Here is a 25,037-nt window from a genome sequence, read left to right as displayed (position 1 = left end):
TTATTCATTGATAGCTCCGCAATGCGGGCAGACTCCCTTCTCCCTTAATTTCTGCCCGCATCTGCCGCAACGATAGCGTGAAGCCAGCAGCGAAATACGAAGCCTTTTGAGGAATACCCATACAAAAGCAGCCAAAAACAAGTATCCGACGTAGATAGATGTAGTAAGGATAAAGAAGAAATAACAGAAGATGCAGCAGGAGGCCAGCCCCAACAGATAGAATACGGCCGCCGCCGGACTTAACTGGCGGAACAAATCGTCGAGTACCGCCAGCAACACCACGATAAACAGCCAGAATCCCATCAGAAAAGCAGAAAGCACAAACGGTACCTTGAACGGCGACAAGGTAGGATTAAAATAGAAGTGTTGCCACGTCTCCGGCGCAAACACTTGTATAGATTCGTAAATAGTGGCACAGAACGCCATCAACAGACATAGCAACAACGGATAGAGACTGTCTATATCATTAAAGTACACCATCCTTAGCTGCTTGCGCCGAAAAGCCCGGAACAGCCAGACTGTCACAAACAAGGCAAAAATAATGATAAAATAAGAGGCATGGGTATCACTGAACAAGTAGATGGCCTGCGAAATGCTGTCTGTAGGAACAAAGGCATGCATCATTTCGGACTCCCGCAACCAGCCCTGCACTTCCTGCGAATGGGCAAGCTTCACCCATACACTATCCACACTGTCGGCAGGATGGATGGCGAACTCGGCAACCACCACGCGGTCTCCCCGATAAAGCATATTATAACAGTCCTTCACGGGCAGACAAGCCAAATTCACAGAATCTGCCAGCACTTCCAGATTGGTATTCCAAGTATAATGCCGTTCAAAAAGATAGGTCAGCGAATCACGCGTCTCCTTAGACAGATGTTCATCTTCAAGATTAGGACGGGAATAATGACAGGAAACTAAAGCAATGAAGCATAAAAAATAAAGAATGCAGAATAGGAGGGAACGCAGTGAACGCAAAGGATGTTTGTCCCTGCCCGCTTCCCGGTACCGGTCATTTGCCAGCCTTTCATTATGTGCCCGTTCCTCACTCCTCATTTTCAAGTCTTTATTAGTAATTCCTCATTCTTCGTCCTTCATTAAAGCGGCTCTTCATGAGCAATGACTTTCATCTGGCAATTCTTACAATCAAACGACAAGCGGAAACGCTTGCCGTCCGTCTCAACCAAATAATAAGGTTCCCTATAGGGAGAATGTCCTTTCTGATAGGTGGGACACCATCCCATACTGAAACGCAGGCAATGTTTGCAAAACATGAGCACAGCCTCTGGAACCGCTTGTGCCTCATAGGCAGGCGCTATAGACGAGAGTCCATGCTCACGGTAAAAACTCCGGGCAGCACTGTTCATCACATTGCCCAGATAGGTCAGCGAAGTAGCTGGGAAAGCATGGCTGGTCGGTTTCCAAACAGCCAGCTCACGACGATAAGTAACACGCCGAGCCTCAATCAGCTTATCTATCACCTGCCGGCGCCAGTCTGCCACCACAGAAGCAGGAATGAACCAGTTCGCAGAAAGATTGAGCCTGATACCCGACGCCTCTTCTGATAAATGCCCGGCTACCTCGAAAGGTGTATTTCCCAACTTAGCCAGTTGGCTGCGCAGGTTATCCGCCTGCGGTGTACGTGCCAACTCCTTCGGATAAGGGAAAGAAAGTGTCACGCGGTTATCATCTTCGTCCGCAGCCGTCAGGCTAAATCCGAAAGAATTATCTGCCAACTCCCAACAAACACCGATTTTGCGTTCGGAGGATTTACGGGTAAGGATACGTTCAAATTCCTGGTCGAAGTTACGATAAAGCCGGGTACGTGGTTTAATACGGGGCACTTCCCCTGCCGGATAGAGCTTGTTGCCATCCACCCGGTTGATACGGAAACCTTGCAAACGTCCTTGCTCATCCAAGAAGCAGACACCGTCTCCGTTGTGGAAAGGCTTTATGCCTGCCACCGTGAGATAGCCCCCGCGCTGTTCCTTCAAAGTGCCCATCTCCTCTCCCAAAGATTTGGGCGTATCGAACGAAGTGATCTCCCCTCCCCTTCCTTGCAGGAAGTAATGAGTGAAACCACGACTGAAACTCTTGTCCAACTGTGGCTGAAAATCGAAACGGCAAGTGCCCGAAGAGGCACGGGCATATTCCTTGCGACGGGCAAAAATGGCATCGAGTCGCCTACGGTAAGCCGCCGTCACATTCTTCACGTACGTCACATCCTTCAAGCGGCCTTCTATCTTCAAGGAAGTGGCTCCGGCATCCAGCAGTTCTTCCAACACCTCACTTTGGTTGAGGTCTTTCAAAGAAAGCAAATGCTTATTACGCACAATGGTCTTGCCATCGGCATCTACCAGACTGAAGGGTAAACGGCAGAATTGCGCACATTCCCCCCGGTTGGCACTCCGTCCGAAACAAGCCTGGCTGACATAGCACTGCCCGCTATAACTGACGCAAAGAGCCCCGTGTACAAAGACTTCGAGCGGCACGTCGGGACACGCCTCATGGATACCGCGTATCTCCTGCAAAGAAAGTTCGCGTGCCAACACCACCTGACGGAAACCGGCATCGGCAAGGAAACGTACTTTCTCCGGCGTACGGTTATCCATCTGTGTACTGCCATGCAACGGGATGGGCGGCAAATTCAGCCGCGTAATCCCCATGTCCTGTACAATCAGCGCATCCACACCGATACGGTACAATTCCCAAATCATCCTCTCTGTCTCTTTCAGCTCTTCTTCTTTCAGAATGGTATTGACCGTCACATAGATACGGGCATTATACAGATGGGCATGCTCCACCAAAGCGGCAATATCCTCCAAAGAGTTGACAGCAGCAGCACGCGCACCGAACTTGGGTGCACCGATGTAGACCGCATCCGCTCCATGATTCACAGCTTCTATGCCACACTCCAAATTCTTGGCAGGAGCCAGCAGCTCTATTTTACGTTGTTTTATCATTGTTCAATTACGAGTGACAAGTGACACGCTACTCACTCTATATCATTAATATTATACGGTGTCTCCTGATATACAAAATAATTCAGCCAATTGGAGAACAACAGATTGGCATGGGCACGCCAACGCACCAACACTCCTTTGTCCGGGTCATCGTCCACATAGTAGTTACGGGGTATCTCGATGGGCAGGCCCTTATTCAAGTCACGGCGATACTCTGTGTCCAGCGTCAACGGAGAGTATTCCGAATGGCCGGTCACGAAGAACTCACGCCCTCCACGGGCCACCGCCATATATACACCGGCATCCTCCGACTCGGAAAGCAGCGTCAATTCCGGAACCTTCTGTATATCTTCCCGGCGCACTTCCGTGTGGCGGCTATGCGGCACATAGAATATATCATCAAATCCACGGAAAATGGGATGCAACGGTTGCAAGGTACGATGTTCAAAGATACCGAACATCTTCTTATCCAGTGCATACTTCGGCACTCCATAATGATGATAGAGCCCTGCCTGCGCCGCCCAGCAGATGTAGAGCGTAGAGGTGACATGCGTACGCGCCCAGTCGAAGATTTCAATAATCTCATCCCAATAAGTCACCTCCTCAAAATCCATCTGCTCTACCGGAGCACCGGTGATAATCATGCCATCGTACTTTTCACCGCGCATCTTGTCGAAATCCGTATAGAATGTTTTCATGTGTTCTATCGGAGTGTTCTTGGAAGTATGGCTTTTTATCTTCATGAACGAGATTTCCACCTGAAGCGGAGTATTGGAAAGCAGACGCACCAAGTCCGTTTCCGTTGTAATCTTTAGCGGCATCAAGTTCAGAATCACGATACGCAGCGGACGGATATCCTGCTGGGTTGCCCGGGAATTATCAATGACAAAAATATTCTCCTCTTTCAGCAACTCGATAGCGGGTAGTTTATCGGGTAAATTTAAAGGCATGAGTTTATATCTATGGTTTAACTTATTACTGTCTACTATTTTAGCGTGTAAAGTTAGGCAAAAAATCAGAGTGTGATAAATAAATTATAAAAGTTTTATCGATTTATCCCTCTTCATTTAACACGTTTAATTACATTTGTACCCGAAACCTATTAAAAGTTATTAAAAAATAAGGTTAAAAAGCACTGCGGCATCAAGCGTGATACTGATAATTAGCATCCAAAAGCGTAAAAGACTTTTCCATACCGGTTATAGCTCTGCTAAATCCACATTTTTAAGACAAGGTTCATTGAGTATAACTGGGAAAGCGGAAAAACCGTTGCCCCGCAATAATAATATAATGAAAAAACTTATTCTTGCAAGAGGAGTCTTAGCTGCCTCTTTATTCTGCTGCGTGTCCTTAGGGAATACAGCTTGTGTGAACCGGATTGACGAAGAATCAGAAGCGGAAATCGAGGAAGGGACGACGCCTATCACGTTCTCTATCAAAATAGAAAAGGCCAGTACCAAGGTCACAAACACCGCCTTTGAAAAAGGAGACAAAATGGGCTTGTTTGCAACCACTTCCTCCGGCTCTATCAAGGGGAAACGGTATATTGACAATCTGGCTCTGGAATATACGGAAGGCTCTACACTGATTCCCCAAAAGACAGTATTCTATCCGGAAGGAGATGTGCCACTGGACTTTATCAGTTACCACCCTTACCAAACCGAAGGGGTAGTTGCCGGTACACCCGTTCTTCCCGTATCTGTACAGATAGACCAAAGCAATGAGAAAAACCGCGCACAAAGTGACTTCTTGGTAGCAAAAGCGCAAGGAATCACCAATAAAACCAAATCTGTAACCCTGGAGTTCCAACACAAGCTGTCCAAACTGGCAATCTCTCTGACACCCGACACAAGCAACTCTGCCAATGATTTGCTGAAAGCCAATCCGCGTATCATCGCAACCGGGCTCAAGACCTCGGCCGATTATAATCTGGAAGACGGGACTTTCAGTAATCTTACGGGGACACAAGACATCATAGCCTCCGGTGAATGGAGTGTCAAAGACAACAAACTTACCGGCAAGGAATTCATTATCATACCCCAAACGATAAATGATGGCAAGCAATCCTTCATTATGGAGTGGAGCGGACGTATATACAGTTGTGCAATACCCGAAGTGGAAATGAGTAGCAGCACGCAATGTATCATCAACATATCAGCCATGCAGAGCAACAGCAACGTCCTGAGTAGCTTTGCCGGCAAAATCAAGGAATGGAGCAGCCTCCCTCCCATCGACACCGACAATATGGAAGATTACACTGCCATACATATTTCCGCTCTCTCCTTTTCTCTTTCAAATGTGTACAGAATTTATCACGAAGGGATACCCATTGCAGAAGTCTGCAAGGAATATCTCAAATCAGCGTCATTGACTTCCAGAGCCGTTATAGCCTATCCCATAGGTAAAAATGAAAAGGCCGACCTGAGCAATGGCGTCATCCTACAGCTTGCGGACCGTAAAGACACCATCTGCGGAGGAAGAATAAGCTGGAATACAGACGACTATGGATTTACCTACACTAAAGGGGAATATACCGGCATAGACAAGCTCTATATAGACAACAGCCATAAACTACTTCTGGAAAAGCCGGAAAACGCCATCAAGGTGAATGTGGCATGCTACACCCTTCGAGACATCAGAAAAGGAGTGTCTACCGAATACCCCATTGTCAAGATTGGAGCCCAATACTGGATGGGTAAAGAACTCCATGCCACCACCTACCGTGACGGAACTCCCTTGAAAAAACAGATTGATTTGGGAACAGACAAAGCCGGATATTACAAGCCGGATAAGTATGATATTTATTTTTACAATGGAGAAGCCATACTGGCAGGAGAGCTGGTACCCGAAGGCTGGAAAATACCATCGGATGCAGACTGGGAACAGCTGAAAAGCTATACCGGCAACGACAGCTCCATACTAAAAGCCGGAGAATGGCAGACAATGGTATCCGGTGAAGTAGCCCCCGTCAACAACTATACCCGGTTCAATGCTTTTCCCGTAGGAATGTGGTACAACAAGGGGCACAACAGTCCAAACAAAATGACCGCCTTCTGGAGTTGGGATCATACAAAGCATACCCTTTCGGAAAGCACCATTTATTTTCTCGGCGAAAGCGACGAGTTTGTCTCAAGCGCCGCCCATGTCACCGGCAAGCCCTACTATAAAGCTCTTTCCATCCGCTGTATAAAAGAATAGCCGGCAATTTCGACATTTCTCATTTCTTTTTTGTATTTTTGTTCCCAATGTGCAAGATTTTTGCCAATCGGACAAAGATAACGAAAGAGAAATGAGAGTAATCGACCTGATAAACAGTAACGAAAAAACAGCTTTTTCCTTTGAAATATTGCCACCACTGAAAGGTACGGGCATCGAAAAGCTGTATCAGACCATAGATACGTTACGGGAATTCGACCCCAAATACATCAACATCACCACGCACCGCAGCGAGTACGTGTACAAAGACCTCGGCAACGGATTGTTCCAGCGAAACCGCCTGCGCCGCCGCCCCGGCACCGTAGCCGTAGCTGCTGCCATCCAGAACAAGTACAACATCACCATGGTGCCGCACATCCTTTGCAGCGGCTTCACCCGCGAGGAGACGGAGTACGTGCTGCTCGACCTGCAATTCCTCGGCATCACCGACCTGCTGGTGCTTCGTGGCGACAAGGCAAAGCACGAATCTTCGTTTATCCCCGTAGGCAACGGTTACCACCACGCCGTCGAACTACAAGAACAAATCAACAACTTCAATAAAGGCATCTTTGTGGACGGCTCCGAGATGAAAGTTACCAATACCCCATTTTCGTACGGCGTAGCCTGCTATCCGGAAAAGCATGAAGAAGCCCCCAACATGGATACAGACATCTACTGGCTGAAGAAGAAAATGGAAATGGGTGCAGAGTATGCCGTGACCCAGCTCTTCTACGACAACCGGAAATATTTCGACTTCGTGGAACGCGCCCGCCAAGCCGGTGTCACCATCCCGATTATCCCGGGCATCAAGCCCTTCAAGAAGCTGTCACAACTCAGCATGATACCCAAGACGTTCAAAGTAGATTTGCCCAAGGAACTGACCCAAGAGGTTCTGAAGTGCAACACCGACGCAGAAGCCCAGCAAGTAGGCATCGAATGGTGCGTGCAGCAGTGCAAAGAGCTGATAGCCCATGGCGTCCCAAGCCTCCACTTCTACTCGGTAGGAGCTACAGACAGCATCAAGGAAGTAGCCAAACAAATATACTGAACAATTGATAATTGACAAATGATAGTATCACAAGTAATAACTCATAACTTATAACTCATTACCCCGTGTTCAGTTTCAAGGACATAATAGGCCAAGAGCCAGCCAAGCAAAGGCTGATACAAGAAGTGCAGGAAGGACGTATCCCCCACGCACAACTCTTCTGTGGCCCTGCCGGAGTAGGAAAACTCCCATTGGCACTTGCCTATGCCCGCTACATCTGCTGTCCCAACCGGACGGAAACCGATGCCTGCGGTACTTGTCCCTCCTGCGTGAAATGGAACAAGCTGGTGCACCCGGACGTACACTTCGTATACCCTATCGTCAAGAGTGCCAAAGGGAAAAAGGAAGTCTGCGACGACTATATCACCAACTGGCGGCACCTGCTGCTGAACAGCCCCTACTTCGGACTGAATCATTGGCTGAACGAGATGGATGCCGAAAACGGGCAAGCCATCATTTATGCCAAAGAAAGCGACGAGATAACCCGCAAGCTCAGTCTGAAATCCAGCGAAGGAGGTTACAAAGTCACCATCGTATGGCTGCCCGAAAAAATGCACGAAGTCTGCGCCAACAAGCTGCTGAAGCTGCTGGAAGAGCCGCCCGAGAAAACGATATTCCTCCTCATTTCCGAAGCTCCGGAAATGATACTGCCCACCATCCTCAGCCGCACGCAACGCTTCAACATCCCCAAGATTGAAGAAGTTGACATAGCAGGAGCCTTACAGCAGAAGTACGGAGTGCAGCCCCGCGACAGCGAGACCATAGCCCACCTGGCAAACGGAGACTTTATCAAAGCATTGGAGACCATCCATCTGAACGAGGAGAACGAACTGTTCTTCAATCTCTTTGTCAGCCTGATGCGACTCTCCTACCAGCGCAAGATACGGGAAATGAAACAATGGAGCGAGCAGCTTGCCGCCATGGGACGCGAACGGCAGAAGAACTTCCTGGACTACTGCCAGCGTATGACCCGCGAGAACTTCATCTACAACCTGCACCGCAAGGAGATGAACTACATGACGTTGCCCGAACAGAACTTCGCCACCCGCTTCGCCCCCTTTGTCAACGAGCGTAACGTCGTGGGCATCATGGACGAACTGAGTGAAGCGCAGCGCCACATCGAGCAGAACGTGAACGCCCGCATGGTGTTCTTCGACTTCTCCCTCAAAATGATTGTTTTATTGAAACAATGAAAAGTGGCAAGATAATGAAATGCAAAGTATCAAATCGTAAATAGTAAATAGTCAAATAGTAAATAAACAGATGATGGAATTTAAACTACATAACGGAAGCGGAGGTCTCTGCTGCAAGAGTTGCGGCAGGCAGGACAAGCAACTGAACACCTACGACTGGCTGGCAGACATTCCGGGCAATGCCGATGAGAGCGAGCTGGTAGAGGTTCAGTTCAAGAATACCCGCAAGGGATATTTCCGCAACAGCAACAAGATACCCCTGGAGAAAGGCGACATCGTAGCCGTAGAAGCCACCCCCGGACATGACATCGGCGTGGTGACCCTGACCGGACGCCTCGTGCCGCTGCAAATGAAGAAAGCCAATATCAAGTCCGAGGCAGACATCAAACGCATCTACCGCAAGGCGAAGCCCGTAGATATGGAGAAGTACAACGAAGCAAAAGCCCGCGAGCACGCCACCATGATACGCTCGCGCCAGATTGCCCTGGACCTCAACCTCAACATGAAGATTGGTGACGTGGAATACCAGGGAGACGGCAACAAAGCCATCTTCTACTACATCGCCGACGAGCGTGTGGACTTCCGCCAGCTCATCAAGGTCCTTGCCGACGCCTTCCGCGTGCGCATCGAGATGAAACAGATTGGCGCCCGCCAGGAAGCCGGACGCATTGGTGGCATCGGTCCCTGCGGACGCGAACTCTGCTGCGCCACCTGGATGACCTCCTTCGTGTCGGTATCTACCAGCGCTGCACGCTTCCAGGACATATCACTGAATCCGCAGAAACTTGCCGGACAATGCGCCAAGCTGAAGTGCTGCCTCAACTACGAAGTGGACTGCTACGTGGAAGCACAGAAACGCCTGCCCTCACGCGAGATTACCCTGGAAACCAAAGACGGCGAGTTCTTCTTCTTCAAAGCCGACATTCTGAGCAACCAGATAACCTACTCAAGCGACAAGAACATCCCTGCCAACCTGGTGACCATCAGCGGCAGACGCGCCTTCGAGATTATCGGTTTGAACAAACGTGGCATCAAGCCCGACAGCTTGATAGAAGAAGCCCATCGCTCCGAACCCAAAAAGCCGGTGGACTTGCTGGAACAAGAGAGCCTCACACGCTTTGACCGCAGCCGGAAAGGCAAGAGTGGCGGTGACGGCAACGGTAACGAGAACAGCAACAACAGCCGTAACAAGAGAAAGAAAAAGAGTGGGAACGGTCGTCCGCAAGGAGGTGAGCAGGGTGCTCCCCAATCCAACAACCAGAGAGAACAATCCAGGCAAGACCGGCAACCGAGACAGAAACAAGACCGGCAAGTACCCAAACAAGGTGAACAGCAACAAGGCGAACGTCAACAACGGAACAATAACAACCGTCGTCCGCCCCGTAACAATAAGCCCAAACCTCAAGGTGAAAGACCTGCCCAAAATGACAAACCGGCTCAAGAATAGGAATCTCTGCCTGAAAGGTATCATACTACTGTTTGTCGCAAGCCTGCTGAGCGCTTGCGACAAACAGACCGTATACCATTCCTTCCAATCCCTCCCCACCGAAGGCTGGCCGCGCGAAGACACGCTCTCTTTCGACGTGAAGGTCACCGACTCACTGACCTACTACAAACTGTCTCTGGAAGTTCGTAACCGAAGCAACTACCCCTATCAGAATCTACCTCTATCCATCTGCTACACCACCGCAGATTCCATCCCTTCCCCCGCAGACACCATACAGCTAATCCTGGCGGACAAAGAAGGGATCTGGAAAGGTGACGGCTGGGGAGGTCTCTATCAGACTGCCGTCTCCGCAGGAAGCGTTCAAATCGGCAAACCCGGCACCTACCTCTTTAAAGTGGCCTATACGCTACCGGACGAAAGGCTGCAAGGAATCAATGACATCGGCATCAAACTGAAGAGATAGGAACTCCCTATTGTTCTTTATCACCTTCTTCTAACAACCATCTCAGTCTCCCACTCACGTCTCCTTGAAGCGGAAACGGGCGGGGTATCATAACTTGCCCTCTTACCTCATAGCGTTACGTCTTTTACGCCAGAATGTATCGGCCGTTACACCAGCATGTAAAGGGCGTTACAATATAGTGTAAAGGTCGTTACAATACAGCGTAAAGGACGTTACAATGCGATGTAACAGCCTTTACATTACGATGTCAACAATGTGCAAATGCAATGTAATGATAATCAAGTCCATTCGTATGTCCCACAAGGAAACGGTCATAACTAAATTCGGCGATTACGTCCCGCATCAATCCGCAGGAAAATAAACAGCAGGATTGTGAATCCCCAAAGAGAAGAACCTCCGTAACTGAAGAAAGGCAACGGGATACCGATGACGGGGGTCAGTCCCAGCACCATGCCTATATTGATGAATAGATGGAACAAGAATATACTAAGCACAGAGTAACCATACACCCGGCCAAAGGGAGATTGCTGCCGCTCGGCCACGGCAATCAGCCGTAAAATAAGAATAAGGAACAGTAACAGTACAGCCGTAGACCCTACGAATCCTTCCTCCTCACCCACGGTGCAAAAAATGAAGTCCGTATCTTGCTCCGGCACATACTTCAGCTTTGTCTGCGTACCGTTCAAGAAACCTTTGCCGGTCAGCCCCCCGGAACCGATGGCTATCTTCGACTGGTTCACGTTATAGCCGGCACCAGCAAGGTCCTCTTCCATACCGAGCACCACCTTGATACGTATCTGTTGATGGGGCTCCAGCACTTTATTGAAGAAGTAGTCGCTGGAGTAGAGGAAACCTATCGAACCCAAAGCAAACAGCCCAATCAGAAAATAAGATAAATGGCGCTCGCTTAAAGAAAGAAAGACAAGATACCCGACAACAAGTGCACAAAGCCCCCACTGCACCCACACCAAGTTGAAGGGTACCACGTATTCCGAAATCAGATAAGCCACGAGCAGCACTCCCAGCGAACCGCCGATAATATTCCGCGTGGGTTCCCAACGCTTTTTATAAACCCATACCATTCCTCCGGCAAAAAGCAGTACCATCAGCAACACGGCAAATTCTCCGATAGGCGTCGGCGTATCGGCAATCATCACCGCATCAAAACGGATGCCCACCACAAAGTAGACCACTGCACATATACCCGAGAACAGTACCACGCCCGGCATTCCCTCCCGATAAAGCATCAGGAAAAATGCAGAGTACACCAATGCCGAACCCGTCTCCCGCTGCAGGATAATCAGCAACATGGGGAAGAGAATCAGGAAAGCCAGCATAAGGGAGCTTTTCCAGTTCTTCATCGTAAACGAGTAAGCGCTCATATACTTGGCAAGCGCCAGCGCCGTGGCAAACTTGGCAAACTCCGCCGGCTGCAAACTGACCGGCCCCAGGATGAGCCACGACCGCGACCCTTTCGTGTCGGGCGCAATGAATATCGTGACAATCAGCAACAGCATCAGCCCTATATATATAAGGTAGGAGAACATGTCATAGAGGGAATCGTCCAGCATCAGCAGCACAAACCCCAACCCGAAGGAACATATAATCCAGACAAACTGCTTGCCGGCACGCGTAGAGAAGTCCAGAAAGTCACGGTCACCATAATCATAACTTGCTCCACAAACACTGAACCAGCCGAATACAATCAGCAGCAGGTAAACGACAATCGTCACCCAGTCCAATGATTTCCATATGCTATCTCTCCTCGTCACCAATTTATTTACAATTTTACGATTTACTATTTACTATTGAAGTCACTCACCGTTCATCCCTAACCCCTAATCATCATCTCTCCTCATCTCCGTAAAGTATCACCCGGTTACTGAATTCTTCCGCCCGTATCTCATTCTCGGGCGACAGCTTTCCATGCAGATACTGGTCCATCATCATGGCACCGATAGGTACGCCATACGTGGCACCGAAACCACCGTTCTCCACATAGACGGCAATGGCTATCTTAGGGTTGTCCATCGGGGCAAAGCCCATAAAGACAGAATGGTCCTTGCCGCGGTTCTGTGCCGTACCCGTCTTTCCGCAGACCTCCACACCCGGCAGGATGGCTCCCGCCATGCGGCAAGTGGCGCTACCCGTACTTCCGTCTACAGCGGCACGCATACCTTTCACCACCATTTCATAATATTCGCGGTCGATGGTGGGATAACGGGGATTGCGATAGATGCTGTCCAGTTCATTGTCTTCTATCTCCTTCACGATGTGCGGAGTAATGAAATGCCCCCGGTTGGCAATGGTGGCACCCAGATTGGCTATCTGCAAGGGTGTAGCAAGAATCTCTCCCTGCCCAATCGCGATACTGATAACCGTCAGACCGTTCCACGAGCCCCGATAGGGCTTGTCGTAAAACTTGGCATTCGGTATGAGGCCACGCTGCTCGCCGGGGAGGTCGGTACCGAGCCGATAGCCGAAGCCCTGCGATACCATGTGGTCTTTCCATACGGTAATGGCATTCTGCGGCGAACCGTATTTTTTATCACCGAACATGCGATACAATCCCCAACAGAAATAGGAATTACAAGAGGTAGCGATGGCAGGAATCAGCGACAGAGGCGAACCATGTCCGTGACATCCCACATGAAGGCCTTTATGATTGAAACCATGCGCACAAGGGAAAGTCGGATAATCTTCGTGGATAATCTCTTCCTGAAGGAAAGTCAGTGCCTGTGCCGTCTTGAAGGTGGAGCCCGGCGGATAAGCTCCCATGATGGCACGGTTCAACAAAGGCTTCCGCTTGTCCATCTGCAGCAGGCGGTGGTTCTTTCCCCGCTGGCGTCCTATCATCAGATGAGGGTCAAAGGTAGGCGAGGAAACCATGCATAGTATCTCACCCGTAGCCGGTTCGATGGCCACAATGGCACCGATTTTGTGTTGAAGCAGTCGTTCTCCCAACATCTGAAGGTCAATGTCGATGCCCAACGTCAGGTTCTTGCCGGGTACGGAGGAACGGTCCAACTGTCCGTCCATGTAGTGTCCCTGGATGCGCCCGTGAGCGTCACGAAGCAGAATCTCCACCCCCTTCTCTCCACGCAGATACTTTTCATAGGATTTCTCGATGCCTTGCTTGCCTATATAGTCTCCGCGAATATAATAGTCATCGTTCTCAATGTCTTTCTTGGACACTTCGCCGATGTCCCCCAGCAAATGGCCGGCAGAGTTATAGGTATATTGGCGGATAGTACGCCGCTGAATATAGAAACCTGGAAATTTGAACAGCTTCTCCTGAAACACACCGCACTCTTCGGCAGAAAGCTGCGTCATGAACACCTGATGGGTGTATTTGGAATAACCGGGGTTCATCCAGCGGTTCTTGACGTCCTTCATCCGTTTGTCAAACTGTTCACGGGTAATGTTCAAGGCACTGCAAAGGTCGAGTGTATCCAGCTGCGTCACCTCCCGAGGCACAAACGTAATATCATAGGCAGGCTGGTTAAACACGAGCAACTTACCGTTACGGTCGTAGATAGCCCCCCGTGATGGATATTGTATCTTGTTCAGAAAAGCGTTGCTGTCCGCGTTCTTCTTGTAGTCATCAGTCATGATTTGCAGGTCGAACAGCCGGAACACGTAAATAAGAACGATGACAATAGCCGCCGCTCCAATTACATATTTCCGCTTTTCCAGTGTATAGTCTTTCATCAATTCCTAATCCTTAATCCCTTTATCCTTTCTTTCTTATTCCCTCAACAGCCATAATACAAGTCACAGTAAGCAGGGTACTTGCCGCAATTCTCAACAACAGCGTACCGATATGGGCAAAAGAGAAGAATTCGAGGGTAAGCAACAAGCCGTGATGTATCAGCACACTCACAACCAGATATTTCAGGAAAGGAAGAATCCCCATTGTACGGATGGCCGGAACCAGTGTATCCAGCGTGTCACGAGGCACGAACAGCCGCAAGAAAGTGGGACGCAAGAAAGCCAGCAACACCGTAGCGGCAGCATTCATCCCCGGTGTGTCGGAAAAGACGTCGACAGCCAGCCCTAAAAAGAATGCCCACAACATCAACGCATTGCGGGGAGTGTCCGACTCAAACTTCAGTATCAAGTAGATATACAGAAATGGAGTGGCATATCCTGCAATATGCACATTGTTCAATATCAGCACCTGCAACAGTACCAAGCCTATGAACCATCCTATTTTATGCAGATAATTAATTAACAACGCTAATGAGTTATAAGTTACGAGTTACAAGTTATTGAGTGTATAGTTATAAGATATAAAGATGATTAATCCTTAACCCCTAATCCCTAATTTCTTAGTCACTTCTCGTCCGCCCTCGACTCCAATGTCTTTTGTTCATCCTGCCCGTTGCGGGAAATGACGCGCACATTACTCACCTTTCCAAAGTCTGTAGCCAGCTTTATCTTCAACAGATACGAAAGCCCGTCGTGCGAGTCGGACATGTCATCCACCGTCCCCACCATGACACCTTCTGGAAACACGGTGGAATAGCCGCTGGTCACTACTGTATCTCCCAGATTGAATTCGGCATGCCGGGGCAAATCCTTCAGATAGGCAAAACGGGAATCACCTCCCTCCCACTTCAAATAACCGAAATAATCACTACCCACAATCTTACAGCTGATGCTCGACTTGCTGTTCAGCAACGGAATGACCAACGAATAATGGGGAGAGGTCTTATACACAATACCCACCACGCCATTGGCATCTACAACTCCCATCTCAGGACGGATACCTTCTGTTGTTCCACGGTCTAAAGTGATATAATTGTCAGCCTTGTTCAAGCTGTTCTTTATGACATTCGCCTTGAATATCTGATACTCCGTAGGAGCAAGCCGTTCCATGCTGTACAACCTGGCGGAGTCCAATCCTTTCTCCTTCAAAACATTTTCCAGAAACGAAAGCCGCTGCTCCAGCCACATGTTGCGGTCGAGCAGGTCTTCGTTGGCCGTCTTCAAGTGGAAATAAGAAGTGATGCCACCCGATATTTCATAAACCTTCCCTGCCACGCCATTGGCAGAGGTGAAATACACACTCTGCTGGTAATGGTTGAAGCGAAATAATAAAATAAAACTGGCAACCTCTAACAGTAGAAAGAGGAACCAGTAATTATATTTAATGAGAAAGTTTAATAAATTCCGCATTACCGCATCAAGAATGAGAAGCGGTCAACGTTCTTCAATGCCACGCCCGTACCTTTGGCAACGGCATGCAAGGGGTCTTCCGCAATGTGGAACGGTATGTTTATTTTATCAGTCAAACGCTTATCCAGTCCACGAAGCAATGCACCGCCACCGGCAAGGTAGATGCCGTTGTGAACAATGTCGGCATACAATTCGGGAGGCGTATTTTCCAATGCACTCAAGATGGCTGTCTCAATCTTAGAGATAGACTTCTCCAGGCAGTGCGCCACTTCCTGATAGCATACCGGCACTTCCATGGGCAATGCCGTGATGCGGTTCGGACCATGAACGATATAGTCTTCAGGAGCATCCTCACCGAGTTCCGTCAAGGCAGCACCCACATTAATCTTAATACGCTCAGCCATACGCTCGCTGACCTTCACGTTGTGCTGGCGGCTCATGTATTCCTGAATATCGGCAGTCAAGTCGTCACCGGCAATGCGGATGGAGTTGTTACTTACGATACCTCCCAAAGAGATTACGGCAATTTCCGTAGAACCACCACCTATGTCAACAATCATGTTGCCTTCGGGAGCCTCTACATCGATACCGATACCGATGGCAGCAGCCATCGGCTCGAAAATCAAATAAACGTCGCGCCCGCCGGCATGCTCGGCAGAGTCGCGCACGGCACGCAGCTCCACTTCGGTACTGCCCGAAGGAACACCAATCACCATGCGGAGTGACGGAGAGAAAAGACGGTTACGGTTGTTCACCATCTTGATAAGTCCGCGTATCATCTGCTCGCAAGCATAGAAGTCAGCAATCACACCGTCGCGCAACGGACGGATGGTACGTATGTTTTCGTGGGTCTTTTCGTGCATCATCTTTGCCTTGTCACCCACGGCAATCATCTTATCGGTACGACGATCCAAAGCCACCACCGAAGGCTCATCCACCACAATCTTACCATTCGTGGTGATGATGGTATTGGCTGTGCCAAGGTCCATCGCTATTTCTTGTGTAAAAGAGAATAATCCCATCTATTGATTTACTATTAAATGATTTACTATTTACTATTTGGCAGATCTGCTATCTGACGACCTCCACCTACAATGACACCTCCCGGCAAATAGTAAATAGTAAATCGTCAAATAGTAAATGACCTTAATGTTTAAAGTGACGGAACCCAGTAGTTACCATGGCAATGCCATGCTCGTTGCAATATTCAAACGAGAGTTCATCCTTGATGCTCCCACCCGGCTGGATGACGGCTGTTACACCTTCATTGCCGGCAATTTCCACGCAGTCGGGGAAGGGGAAGAATGCGTCACTTGCCATTACAGCGCCATTCAAGTCGAAACCGAAGTTTTTGGCTTTCTCGATAGCCTGCTTCAAAGCATCCACACGGCTGGTCTGGCCTACACCACTTGCCAACAACTGCTTTCCTTTTGCCAACACAATGGCATTCGACTTACTGTTCTTCACAATCTTGTTTGCAAAGAGCATATCCTCAATTTCCTGTGCAGTGGGAGCCTTCGTAGTTACAGTCTTCAATTCTTCAGGAATTTCCACCTTAAGGTCGCGGTCCTGAACCAATACGCCATTCAGCAAAGAACGGAACTGCTTCTTAGGCAGAGCTGCCGGCTTGCGAACCAGGATAATACGGTTCTTCTTCTGACCGAGGATTTCCAACGCATCCACATCATAATCGGGAGCGATAATTACCTCAAAGAAAATTTTATTGATTTCTTCGGCAGCAGCCTTGTCAATCACGGCATTTGTAATGAGCACACCACCAAAAGCGGATACCGGGTCACCGGCAAGCGCATCGTTCCATGCTTCGAGCACAGTGGGACGTGAAGCCAGTCCACAAGCATTATTATGTTTCAGGATAGCGAAAGTAGTATCCTTGAATTCGTCAATCAAATCAACGGCAGCATTGATGTCGAGCAGGTTGTTATAAGAGATTTCCTTACCGTGAATCTGGTCGAACATAGCATCCAGATTGCCATAGAAATAACCTTTCTGGTGCGGATTCTCGCCATAGCGTAAAGTCTTCTGGCTATTGGCAGAGCAACGGAAAGCGGAACCTTCCTCACCGTCAAAATAGTTGAAGATGGCAGAATCATAGTGTGAAGACACTCCGAACGCCTCTTTGGCAAACCAACGGCGTTCTTCGATGGTAGTAGTGGCTCCGTGTTCCATCAGCATGTCACGGAACGGCTGGTATTGTGCTTGCGAAGCGATGATAACCACGTCGTTGTAATTCTTGGCAGCGGCACGAATCAGGGAGATACCGCCTATGTCAATCTTTTCGATGATGGCAGGTTCTTCGGCACCACTGGCAACTGTAGCCTCAAACGGATAGAGGTCAACGATGACGAGGTCTATTTCGGGAATTTCATATTTTTCAATCTGTTGCATGTCTTGCTCCAATCCGCGGCGGCAAAGGATACCTCCAAAAACCTTCGGATGCAAAGTCTTTACGCGTCCGCCCAGGATGGAAGGGTATGTAGTGAGGTCTTCCACTGCCTTGCAGGGATAGCCCAGAGATTCTATAAACTGACGTGTTCCACCGGTTGAGAGGAACTCTACACCTTCTTCATGCAGTTTGGTAATGATTTCGTCCAAACCTTCCTTATGGTAAACAGATACCAGAGCTGTTTTGATTCTTTTTGTTTCAGACATGGATTTGCGTATTAAAGTATGCGTATATTAGTATTTGATGCGCAAAGTTACAAATTTTGTTTATTCATACATACATTCATACACAATAAATTAGGTATAATTAAAAAAGGCGGCATCTGTTTCCAGTCTGCCGCCTTTTTTTAAGGGTTATTTTGTTGGTTTACCAAATAGATACACGTTTTTCTACCGGCAAGAACATCGGGTCTTTTTCTGTCACGTTAAATGCCTCATACCAAGCACCGATTTGCGGCAATGCACCGTTTACACGCCATTCGCCCAATGAATGCACATCGCTCTTCGTGCGGTTCAGCACTTCTTCGGGACGAATATCATTGGCCCATACACCTGCGTATGCCAGGAAGAAACGTTGTTCGGGAGTAAGACCATCCAACACCGGCAACGGATTGGCAGCCGTAGCTTTCTTGAATGCCTGATAAGAAACCTGCAGACCACCGTGGTCGGCAATATTCTCACCCAATGTCATGCGTCCGTTGGCATATACGCCCGGAGCAACCTCGATGCTATCGAAGAAGTTCACCATCACCTGGGCACGCTCGTCAAAGTTCTTGGCATCTTCAGCAGTCCACCAGTCTTTCAGGTTACCGTCCTTGTCGTACTGGCGACCCTGGTCGTCGAATCCGTGAGTCATTTCATGACCGATTACCACACCGATGGCACCGTAGTTGAAGGCGTCATCCGCATTCATATCGAAGAAAGGATATTGCAGGATACCGGCGGGGAAACAGATTTCGTTCGTAGTCGGGTTATAGTATGCGTTGACGGTCTGCGGAGTCATCAGCCATTCATCCTTATCCACCGGCTTGCCGGCTTTGGCTATCATTTCGGCATGGCTCCACTCGTTGGCACGTTCCATGTTTGCCCAGTAAGAGTCGTTTTTGATTTCCAGTGTGGAGTAGTCTTTCCAAGTGTCGGGATAACCAATCTTCACATGGAAGGTAGCCAGTTTCTCCAGAGCTTTCACCTTAGTGGAATCACCCATCCAGGCAAGATTCTTGATACGTTCGCCCAGGCTTTCCTGCAAGTTCTTCACCAAAGTAACCATACGCTCCTTGGCAGCAGCAGGGAAATATTTCTCCACGTACATCTGACCTACAGCTTCGCCCAGCGCGCTGCTTACAGTGCTTACCGCTCTCTTCCAGCGGGGCTGCATCTCTTGTGTACCGCTCATAGTGCGGCTGTAGAAGTCGAAGTTCTGTTCTGCCATAGCATCGTTCAGCAAGCTTGCGGCAGAATCAATCAATTTCCATTGCAAATAAAGGCTCTGCTGTTCAATGGGCAGCGTATCCAGGATATCGGCAGCAGCTTTCAGTGAAGCGGGCTGGCCTACGATGATTTCCTTCACATCCTTCAAGTCCATGGCAGACAAATAAGCATCCCAATCGAAAGTAGGATAATTCTTCTTCAACTCTTCCATGCTCATCTTGTTATAATTGGCATGTGGGTCACGCAACTCCGTACGAGAGCGGAAAGCCTTGGCAAGACGTGTTTCCACATCCATCACCACCTCCATACCTTTCTTGGCAGTAGCCTCGTCGAAACCAGCCAACTGGTACATCTTCTGTACATGTGTACGGAAAGCATCACGAATTTTGGCAGTAGCCTCATCATTCTCCAGATAGTATTCACGTTCGCCCATGCTCAGCCCGGTCTGATAGGTCTGTACGGCATTCATGCTACTGTTCATTTCGTCAGCGCCAACATACAGCACGTTGTAGACGATGATACCTTTCTTCTGCATATCGCCCAGCAAGGCATAAAGCTCTTTCTTGTCCTTCAAAGCAGCCAGCTGGTCGAGTTCAGCCTTGATGGGGGCCACACCGTCCTTGTTCAGCTTCACGCTGTCCATTACGATTTTGTACAAGTCACCGATTTTTTGTGCCACGCTGCCGGCTTCGTGCTGGGTGGCGGCAAGTTCTTCAATCAGTCCTTGAATCTGCTTGCGGTTGTTTTCTGCAAGGATAGTGAAAGAACCGTACTGTGAGTATTCAGCAGGAATTGGATTGTTCTTCATCCAACCGCCACATGCGTATTGGTAAAAGTCAGTTCCGGGTAGAGCCGTTGTGTCAAGATTGGCGAGCTGGATGCCTGCTGTAAGTTCAGCCTGCTGCTTGCCGGTGTTGCAGGATGCCGTCATCAGACAGAATGCTGCAATGGGTAACAAATGATTTGCTTTCATAAATATATAAAATATAATAGTTAGTGATTCTCCAACTCTACAGTAGCCGCGTCCCACTCTTCCATCACACGGTCAAGCTGCTCTTTCAGTTTTTGGTGCTGCTCATAAAGCGACATGTCCGAAGCACCCTCCGGTGTAGCCATCCTAGCCTCAAGAATGGCAATGGCAGCCTCCGTCTGCTCTATCTCCGCTTCACAATCGGCAACGCGGCGTTCCAGCTTCTTAAGTTTCTTGTTAAGCTCCTTCTGCTCCTCATAGGAGAGCTTGGCAGCCGAGGGCTGAACCGGTTCTGCACCAGCATTTCCTGATGCCGCCTTACCGGCAGTGGGCGAAGCGGAAAGTGAAGGAGATTTCTGTAACTCATTCAGGCTCTCTATCTGCTTCTTTTGCAGGAAATCATAAATTCCTCCCAAATGTTCCTTCACCAGTCCGCCACCAAACTCGTATACTTTAGTCGCAAGTCCGTCCAGAAAATCACGGTCATGACTGACTATTATCACCGTCCCGTCAAAATCGCGGATAGCTTCCTTCAGTACATCTTTGGAACGCATGTCAAGATGATTCGTAGGTTCGTCGAGAATCAGAAAATTCACCGGCTCCAACAACAGTTTTATCATGGCAAGCCGGGTACGCTCTCCACCGCTGAGCACCTTCACCCTTTTATCCGAAGCCTCACCGCCGAACATGAAAGCACCCAGAATATCACGAATTTTGAGGCGGATATCCCCTACGGCCACGTGGTCAATCGTATCGAATACAGTTAGGTTCTCATCCAAAAGTTGTGCCTGGTTCTGGGCAAAATATCCAATCTGCACATTATGTCCCAGTGTAAGTTTTCCGGTATAATCCGTAATCTCACCCATAATACACTTTACAAGCGTAGACTTTCCTTCGCCGTTCTTACCGACAAAAGCAACCTTCTCTCCTCGGTTGATGGTCAAATTCACATCATGGAAAACAATGTGCTCACCGTAGGATTTCTCCATATCCTCGCAGATGACGGGATAATTACCGCTACGGCTGCTGCAAACAAACTTCAGGCGCAAAGAGGAGTTGTCTTCCTCATCCACCTCGATACGTTCTATCTTTTCAAGTTGCTTGATGCGACTTTGCACCTGCACAGCCTTGGTAGCTTTGTACCGGAAACGCTCGATAAAGTCTTCCGTATCTTGTATCTGCTTCTGCTGATTCTCGTAAGCACGCAGTTGCTGCTCCCGGCGCTCCTTGCGAAGCACCACGAACTCATCGTATTTCACTTTATAGTCGTAAACGCGTCCACAAGTTATTTCGATGGTACGCGTAGTGACATTGTTCAAAAAGGCGCGGTCGTGGCTGACAAGCACCACCGCATTGGCACGGGTGGAAAGGAAGTTCTCCAACCACTGGATACTCTCGATGTCAAGGTGGTTGGTAGGCTCGTCGAGCAGCAACACATCCGGACGACGAAGCAACAGCTTGGCAAGCTCTATACGCATACGCCAACCACCGGAAAACTCGCTTGTAGAGCGGTCAAAGTCCTCGCGGCTAAAGCCCAGCCCTTGGAGCGTGCGCTCTATTTCGGCACGGTAGTTGGTGCCTCCCATCATAAGGAAACGTTCGTTTTCGTGGGTGAAGCGGTCAATCAGTTTCTGGTAATCCTCACTATCGTAGTCGGTACGTTCGGCAAGTTGCTGATTCATGCGTTCGATGCCCGCCTGCATCTCAAAAATATGCTCGAAGGCAAGTTCAGCCTCCTGCATCACGGTGCGCTTGTCACTGAGTATCATCACTTGGGGCAAATACCCGATAGTACATTCGCGAGGAACGGCAACAATGCCGGCAGTGGGCTGCTGAATGCCAGCCAATATCTTGAGCATGGTGGACTTACCGGCACCATTCTTGCCGACAAGAGCTATACGGTCTTTCTTATTGATAACATAAGAGACGTCTTCGAACAGAGGAGTGGCATTAAATTCTACCTTCAGTCCTTCTACAGATATCATAGTGTCAATGAATTTATCGTTCAAGACTGCAAAGGTAGCGATTTTCAACGTTATACAATATCATACGCTCACATAATTACATCAAATATCCAAGAAAGAAAACACTACTCCCGCATTTCCTGCGGAAGGACAATTGCAAAGCGGCTCCCCTTGCCAAGAGTTGAGGCCACTTCTATTTTTCCATGAAACCTTTCAACGATAGTCCTGCAAATGGCCAATCCCAATCCCGTGCCCTGCACAAAAGCATCTCCCTTATAGAAACGTTCAAAAATGTGCGCCAGAACTTCTTCCGACATGCCAGTTCCCGTATCTTCCACAAAGACTTCCAATGTAGCAAAGTCCTTCAGCCTATACCCTATGGTTATGCGTCCTTCAGCAGTGAACTTCACCGCATTATTGATAAGATTGTTGACAACTTGCCCCAAACGCGTAGGATCTGTATAGATAACTGCCGCCCGGTCCGGAAGGTCTAGCAGTAACTCCACTCCTTTCCGAAGATTCATCTTCTGCGCACTGTAAATGCTTTCCAATATGCCATTTAAAGAAACCTTCTCAAAATGGAACTCCATTGTGTTCGATTCTATCTTGGACAAATCCAGAATATCTGAAATCAACACCATTAACAACTGGCTGTTCTTTTCAATCAAAGACGTGAATTCCATAATCTCCTGCCGTGACAAGTCGGCATCCCCACAAGCCAGTAGTGTAGAGAAGCCCACAATGGCATTTAGCGGCGTACGTATCTCGTGGCTCATATTAGCAAGAAATACGCTCTTCAACTCATCGCTACGTTGCGCTTTCTGCAAAGCCTCGTTCAATTTATTCTCCGTATCCTTGTATTTCTGCGTACTCATGCAAATACCGATGATACGGAACGGCAAATCCGTCAATTGCCCCACATAGGTAGATTGCGCCTCAAACCACTCCCACTTGCCGTCTCCCCGCCGTAAACGGTATTCCACTGGGCATTCGTACAAATTACCATGCAACTGTAAAGCCAAAGCATCAAACACTCCCTTCCGGTCGTCCGGATGAATCAGAAATGCGAATTCCTCAGGCGTCAGCGTATAGTCACGCGTAGGAATCCCCAAATATTCAAAATAACGCGGTTCTATAATCATCAGATTATGTTCCATGTCGAAAGACCATTGAAATATCTGGGTACGACTCAGCGCAATATTCAGCAAATGCTTCTGTGTCCGTTCTTCCAACACATTCCTGAAATAGAGTACAATCCTCACCAATTGTCCATCTTCATGAATTCCCACCATAGCACCTTGTATCAGAAAACTTATACCACTCTTCAATTCACGTATAAAGCAATTGGTATCTAAGGGAATAATCCGCACATCCCTCTCCCGAAGTTGCAGCAAAAGGTCTTCTAACACATTCTTTTTATCACATACCACCTCCAATAAGTCAGTGATACGCCGCCCTATCACATACTCATTCAATTGGAGTTCATTCATCACCTGCTGATTCAGACGCCAGATACAATCTTCCAAATCAATCATAATAATGCTGACGGGCCATGAGTTGAACAACTGCTCGGAGATGGCATTTATTATACGTACTTCTTGAGGAACATTCGGATTCATCAGAATTGGTTTATCATACAAGAAGCAAAGTTCGGGTTAAAATGCTTATACCACAAACAAACCCTTATAAATCAATATTCCATTTTAATATGTATATATTCTATTATTCACAACTTTACCTTATTTAACAGAGATAAGTTGAGCGTAATATTGATTTTAACTGTTACCTCTGTCATTTATACATTATTATCCCCCATTTTTGCGTCTTAAAATCTCCAACATGAATATATCCGAATTCAATATAAATGACGAGTTCATTGCCTGCAATCATATCACAACCAGTGAACTGAATCCGCTAGTGAAAAAGCCATACCACACCAAGGCCAGTATCTTCGTTTTGTGTATCAAAGGAGTTCTGAAAACCATCATAAACCATACCCAATTCAAGGTTGAAGCTAACGTTCTCCTAGCTATTCCTCCTGAGACCTTCGTACAATTACTACACACGTCAGACGATACTGAAATATATGTCGTCATATTTTCCAAACAACTTATCCAAAGTGCAGGAGTCGGTAAGGTCATGATGGATAAGTTTCACATTATAGGTAAACACTATATTTTTCCTCTATCGAAAAAGAACTTCCAGCTTTATGCTGAGTTCATGACCTATTTGTCACACCTCTATCAAAGAACAGAAAGCCCCTCAAGTCTAGTTTCATTGCAAACTCTACTGGCATATCTGTTACAAGGCATATCCGAACTCTGCCCGGAACACCCTAGGATAAAAGAGACTCCGGGCAGCAGGCATTTCAACCAATACCGCATTTTTATCCGATTGGTACACACAGACTATGTCCGGGAGCATCAAGTGTCCTATTATGCATTGAAAATGAATATGAGGCCGGCAGCTCTTTGCCGCCTTGTCAAAAAGGAATCAGGACATACAGCCATGGAAATCATCAACAATACTATCATCATGGATGCCAAAGCACAGCTTTGTACCGCCAACACTCCGATAAAGGATATAGCCGTGAGTCTAGGTTTTAATAATGCGGCCTTCTTCAACAAATTCTTTAAACGTCATACGGGAATACCTCCTCAGAAATTCCGTACATCCTCAAAACAATAAAATCTACTCAAAACCCAAAATGCGGATATTC

General features: G+C 48.1%; 18 protein-coding genes. 6 read left to right on the top strand and 12 right to left on the bottom strand.

Annotated features, from left to right (window positions below; genetic code table 11):
• The 3 genes from H1A11_RS18180 to metA are packed head-to-tail and all read right to left on the bottom strand — an operon-like array spanning window position 1 to window position 3,913.
• Window positions 1-1,056, bottom strand: coding sequence for a hypothetical protein (locus tag H1A11_RS18180; RefSeq protein ID WP_117599234.1), 1,056 nt, complete (start codon window positions 1,054-1,056; stop codon window positions 1-3).
• 41 nt (window positions 1,057-1,097) lie between these two features.
• Window positions 1,098-2,963: a U32 family peptidase gene (locus H1A11_RS18175; protein ID WP_181757578.1), complete on the bottom strand. Its 1,866-nt coding sequence runs from the start codon at window positions 2,961-2,963 to the stop codon at window positions 1,098-1,100.
• A 32-nt stretch (window positions 2,964-2,995) separates the two neighbouring features.
• The gene (gene metA / locus H1A11_RS18170; RefSeq protein ID WP_117599232.1) at window positions 2,996-3,913 is read right to left on the bottom strand and encodes a homoserine O-succinyltransferase; all 918 of its coding nucleotides are present in this window, start codon (window positions 3,911-3,913) and stop codon (window positions 2,996-2,998) included.
• Window positions 3,914-4,253: 340 nt separating this feature from the next.
• Here metA and H1A11_RS18165 point away from each other — a divergent pair, with 340 nt between their 5' ends.
• The 5 genes from H1A11_RS18165 (at window position 4,254) to H1A11_RS18145 (ending at window position 10,309) form a co-directional block, all read left to right on the top strand.
• Window positions 4,254-6,161 carry a fimbrillin family protein gene (locus H1A11_RS18165; protein WP_117599231.1) on the top strand — a complete coding sequence of 636 codons (1,908 nt, stop codon included), beginning with the start codon at window positions 4,254-4,256 and terminating at the stop codon, window positions 6,159-6,161.
• 91 nt (window positions 6,162-6,252) lie between these two features.
• A complete protein-coding gene (metF, locus tag H1A11_RS18160; protein WP_117599230.1) occupies window positions 6,253-7,206 on the top strand; it encodes a methylenetetrahydrofolate reductase [NAD(P)H] in 954 nt (317 codons plus the stop codon).
• 65 nt (window positions 7,207-7,271) lie between these two features.
• Window positions 7,272-8,399 (top strand): DNA polymerase III subunit delta', encoded by a 1,128-nt coding sequence (locus H1A11_RS18155; protein WP_117966333.1) that lies wholly within the window; start codon window positions 7,272-7,274, stop codon window positions 8,397-8,399.
• A 73-nt stretch (window positions 8,400-8,472) separates the two neighbouring features.
• Window positions 8,473-9,846, top strand: coding sequence for a regulatory iron-sulfur-containing complex subunit RicT (locus tag H1A11_RS18150; RefSeq protein WP_171030462.1), 1,374 nt, complete (start codon window positions 8,473-8,475; stop codon window positions 9,844-9,846).
• Window positions 9,824-10,309: a gliding motility lipoprotein GldH gene (locus H1A11_RS18145; RefSeq protein ID WP_117966327.1), complete on the top strand. Its 486-nt coding sequence runs from the start codon at window positions 9,824-9,826 to the stop codon at window positions 10,307-10,309. The genes H1A11_RS18150 and H1A11_RS18145 overlap by 23 nt, the downstream gene beginning before the upstream one ends.
• 317 nt (window positions 10,310-10,626) lie before the next feature.
• Here the strand turns inward: H1A11_RS18145 and rodA are convergent, their stop codons facing one another.
• The 9 genes from rodA to H1A11_RS18100 form a co-directional block, all read right to left on the bottom strand.
• Window positions 10,627-12,084 (bottom strand): rod shape-determining protein RodA, encoded by a 1,458-nt coding sequence (gene rodA / locus H1A11_RS18140; protein ID WP_061412063.1) that lies wholly within the window; start codon window positions 12,082-12,084, stop codon window positions 10,627-10,629.
• 70 nt (window positions 12,085-12,154) lie between these two features.
• Complete coding sequence (mrdA, locus tag H1A11_RS18135) at window positions 12,155-14,023, bottom strand: penicillin-binding protein 2 (RefSeq protein ID WP_117966324.1); 1,869 nt, start codon at window positions 14,021-14,023, stop codon at window positions 12,155-12,157.
• Window positions 14,024-14,042: 19 nt separating this feature from the next.
• Entirely contained in the window at window positions 14,043-14,546 is a 504-nt protein-coding gene (mreD, locus tag H1A11_RS18130; RefSeq protein ID WP_005828540.1) for a rod shape-determining protein MreD, read from the bottom strand.
• A 98-nt stretch (window positions 14,547-14,644) separates the two neighbouring features.
• A complete protein-coding gene (gene mreC / locus H1A11_RS18125) occupies window positions 14,645-15,490 on the bottom strand; it encodes a rod shape-determining protein MreC (RefSeq protein WP_117966322.1) in 846 nt (281 codons plus the stop codon).
• Window positions 15,490-16,512, bottom strand: a complete 1,023-nt coding sequence (locus H1A11_RS18120; protein WP_005828544.1) for a rod shape-determining protein — start codon at window positions 16,510-16,512, stop codon at window positions 15,490-15,492. The genes mreC and H1A11_RS18120 overlap by 1 nt, the downstream gene beginning before the upstream one ends.
• 124 nt (window positions 16,513-16,636) lie before the next feature.
• A complete protein-coding gene (gene purH, locus H1A11_RS18115; RefSeq protein WP_174646425.1) occupies window positions 16,637-18,160 on the bottom strand; it encodes a bifunctional phosphoribosylaminoimidazolecarboxamide formyltransferase/IMP cyclohydrolase in 1,524 nt (507 codons plus the stop codon).
• 160 nt (window positions 18,161-18,320) lie between these two features.
• Window positions 18,321-20,357, bottom strand: coding sequence for a M13 family metallopeptidase (locus H1A11_RS18110; RefSeq protein WP_117966316.1), 2,037 nt, complete (start codon window positions 20,355-20,357; stop codon window positions 18,321-18,323).
• A gap of 20 nt (window positions 20,358-20,377) precedes the next feature.
• Window positions 20,378-22,339 carry a ribosomal protection-like ABC-F family protein gene (gene abc-f, locus H1A11_RS18105; RefSeq protein WP_181757577.1) on the bottom strand — a complete coding sequence of 654 codons (1,962 nt, stop codon included), beginning with the start codon at window positions 22,337-22,339 and terminating at the stop codon, window positions 20,378-20,380.
• A 104-nt stretch (window positions 22,340-22,443) separates the two neighbouring features.
• Entirely contained in the window at window positions 22,444-23,937 is a 1,494-nt protein-coding gene (locus tag H1A11_RS18100; RefSeq protein WP_138346156.1) for an ATP-binding protein, read from the bottom strand.
• A 220-nt stretch (window positions 23,938-24,157) separates the two neighbouring features.
• Between H1A11_RS18100 and H1A11_RS18095 the strand changes: the two genes are divergently transcribed.
• On the top strand, window positions 24,158-25,006 hold the full coding sequence (locus H1A11_RS18095) for an AraC family transcriptional regulator (protein WP_117966310.1): 849 nt from the start codon (window positions 24,158-24,160) through the stop codon (window positions 25,004-25,006).
• Window positions 25,007-25,037: the final 31 nt, after the last annotated feature.

Origin of the sequence: Bacteroides sp. CACC 737, assembly GCF_013874375.1 — a bacterium.
Taxonomy (GTDB): Bacteria; Bacteroidota; Bacteroidia; order Bacteroidales; family Bacteroidaceae; genus Bacteroides; species Bacteroides uniformis.
The sequence above is the reverse complement of the archived record's forward strand: the minus strand, read 5'-3'. Positions and strand labels throughout refer to the sequence as shown.

Bases quoted from the DNA above. Each gene is read 5' to 3' on its own strand.
- H1A11_RS18180 (WP_117599234.1), bottom strand. From the start codon at position 1,056: ATGAGGAGTGAGGAACGGGCACATAATGAAAGGCTGGCAAATGACCGG.
- H1A11_RS18175 (WP_181757578.1), bottom strand. From the start codon at position 2,963: ATGATAAAACAACGTAAAATAGAGCTGCTGGCTCCTGCCAAGAATTTG.
- metA (WP_117599232.1), bottom strand. From the start codon at position 3,913: ATGCCTTTAAATTTACCCGATAAACTACCCGCTATCGAGTTGCTGAAA.
- H1A11_RS18165 (WP_117599231.1), top strand. From the start codon at position 4,254: ATGAAAAAACTTATTCTTGCAAGAGGAGTCTTAGCTGCCTCTTTATTC.
- metF (WP_117599230.1), top strand. From the start codon at position 6,253: ATGAGAGTAATCGACCTGATAAACAGTAACGAAAAAACAGCTTTTTCC.
- H1A11_RS18150 (WP_171030462.1), top strand. From the start codon at position 8,473: ATGGAATTTAAACTACATAACGGAAGCGGAGGTCTCTGCTGCAAGAGT.
- H1A11_RS18145 (WP_117966327.1), top strand. From the start codon at position 9,824: ATGACAAACCGGCTCAAGAATAGGAATCTCTGCCTGAAAGGTATCATA.
- mreC (WP_117966322.1), bottom strand. From the start codon at position 15,490: ATGCGGAATTTATTAAACTTTCTCATTAAATATAATTACTGGTTCCTC.
- H1A11_RS18120 (WP_005828544.1), bottom strand. From the start codon at position 16,512: ATGGGATTATTCTCTTTTACACAAGAAATAGCGATGGACCTTGGCACA.
- purH (WP_174646425.1), bottom strand. From the start codon at position 18,160: ATGTCTGAAACAAAAAGAATCAAAACAGCTCTGGTATCTGTTTACCAT.
- H1A11_RS18110 (WP_117966316.1), bottom strand. From the start codon at position 20,357: ATGAAAGCAAATCATTTGTTACCCATTGCAGCATTCTGTCTGATGACG.
- abc-f (WP_181757577.1), bottom strand. From the start codon at position 22,339: ATGATATCTGTAGAAGGACTGAAGGTAGAATTTAATGCCACTCCTCTG.
- H1A11_RS18100 (WP_138346156.1), bottom strand. From the start codon at position 23,937: ATGAATCCGAATGTTCCTCAAGAAGTACGTATAATAAATGCCATCTCC.
- H1A11_RS18095 (WP_117966310.1), top strand. From the start codon at position 24,158: ATGAATATATCCGAATTCAATATAAATGACGAGTTCATTGCCTGCAAT.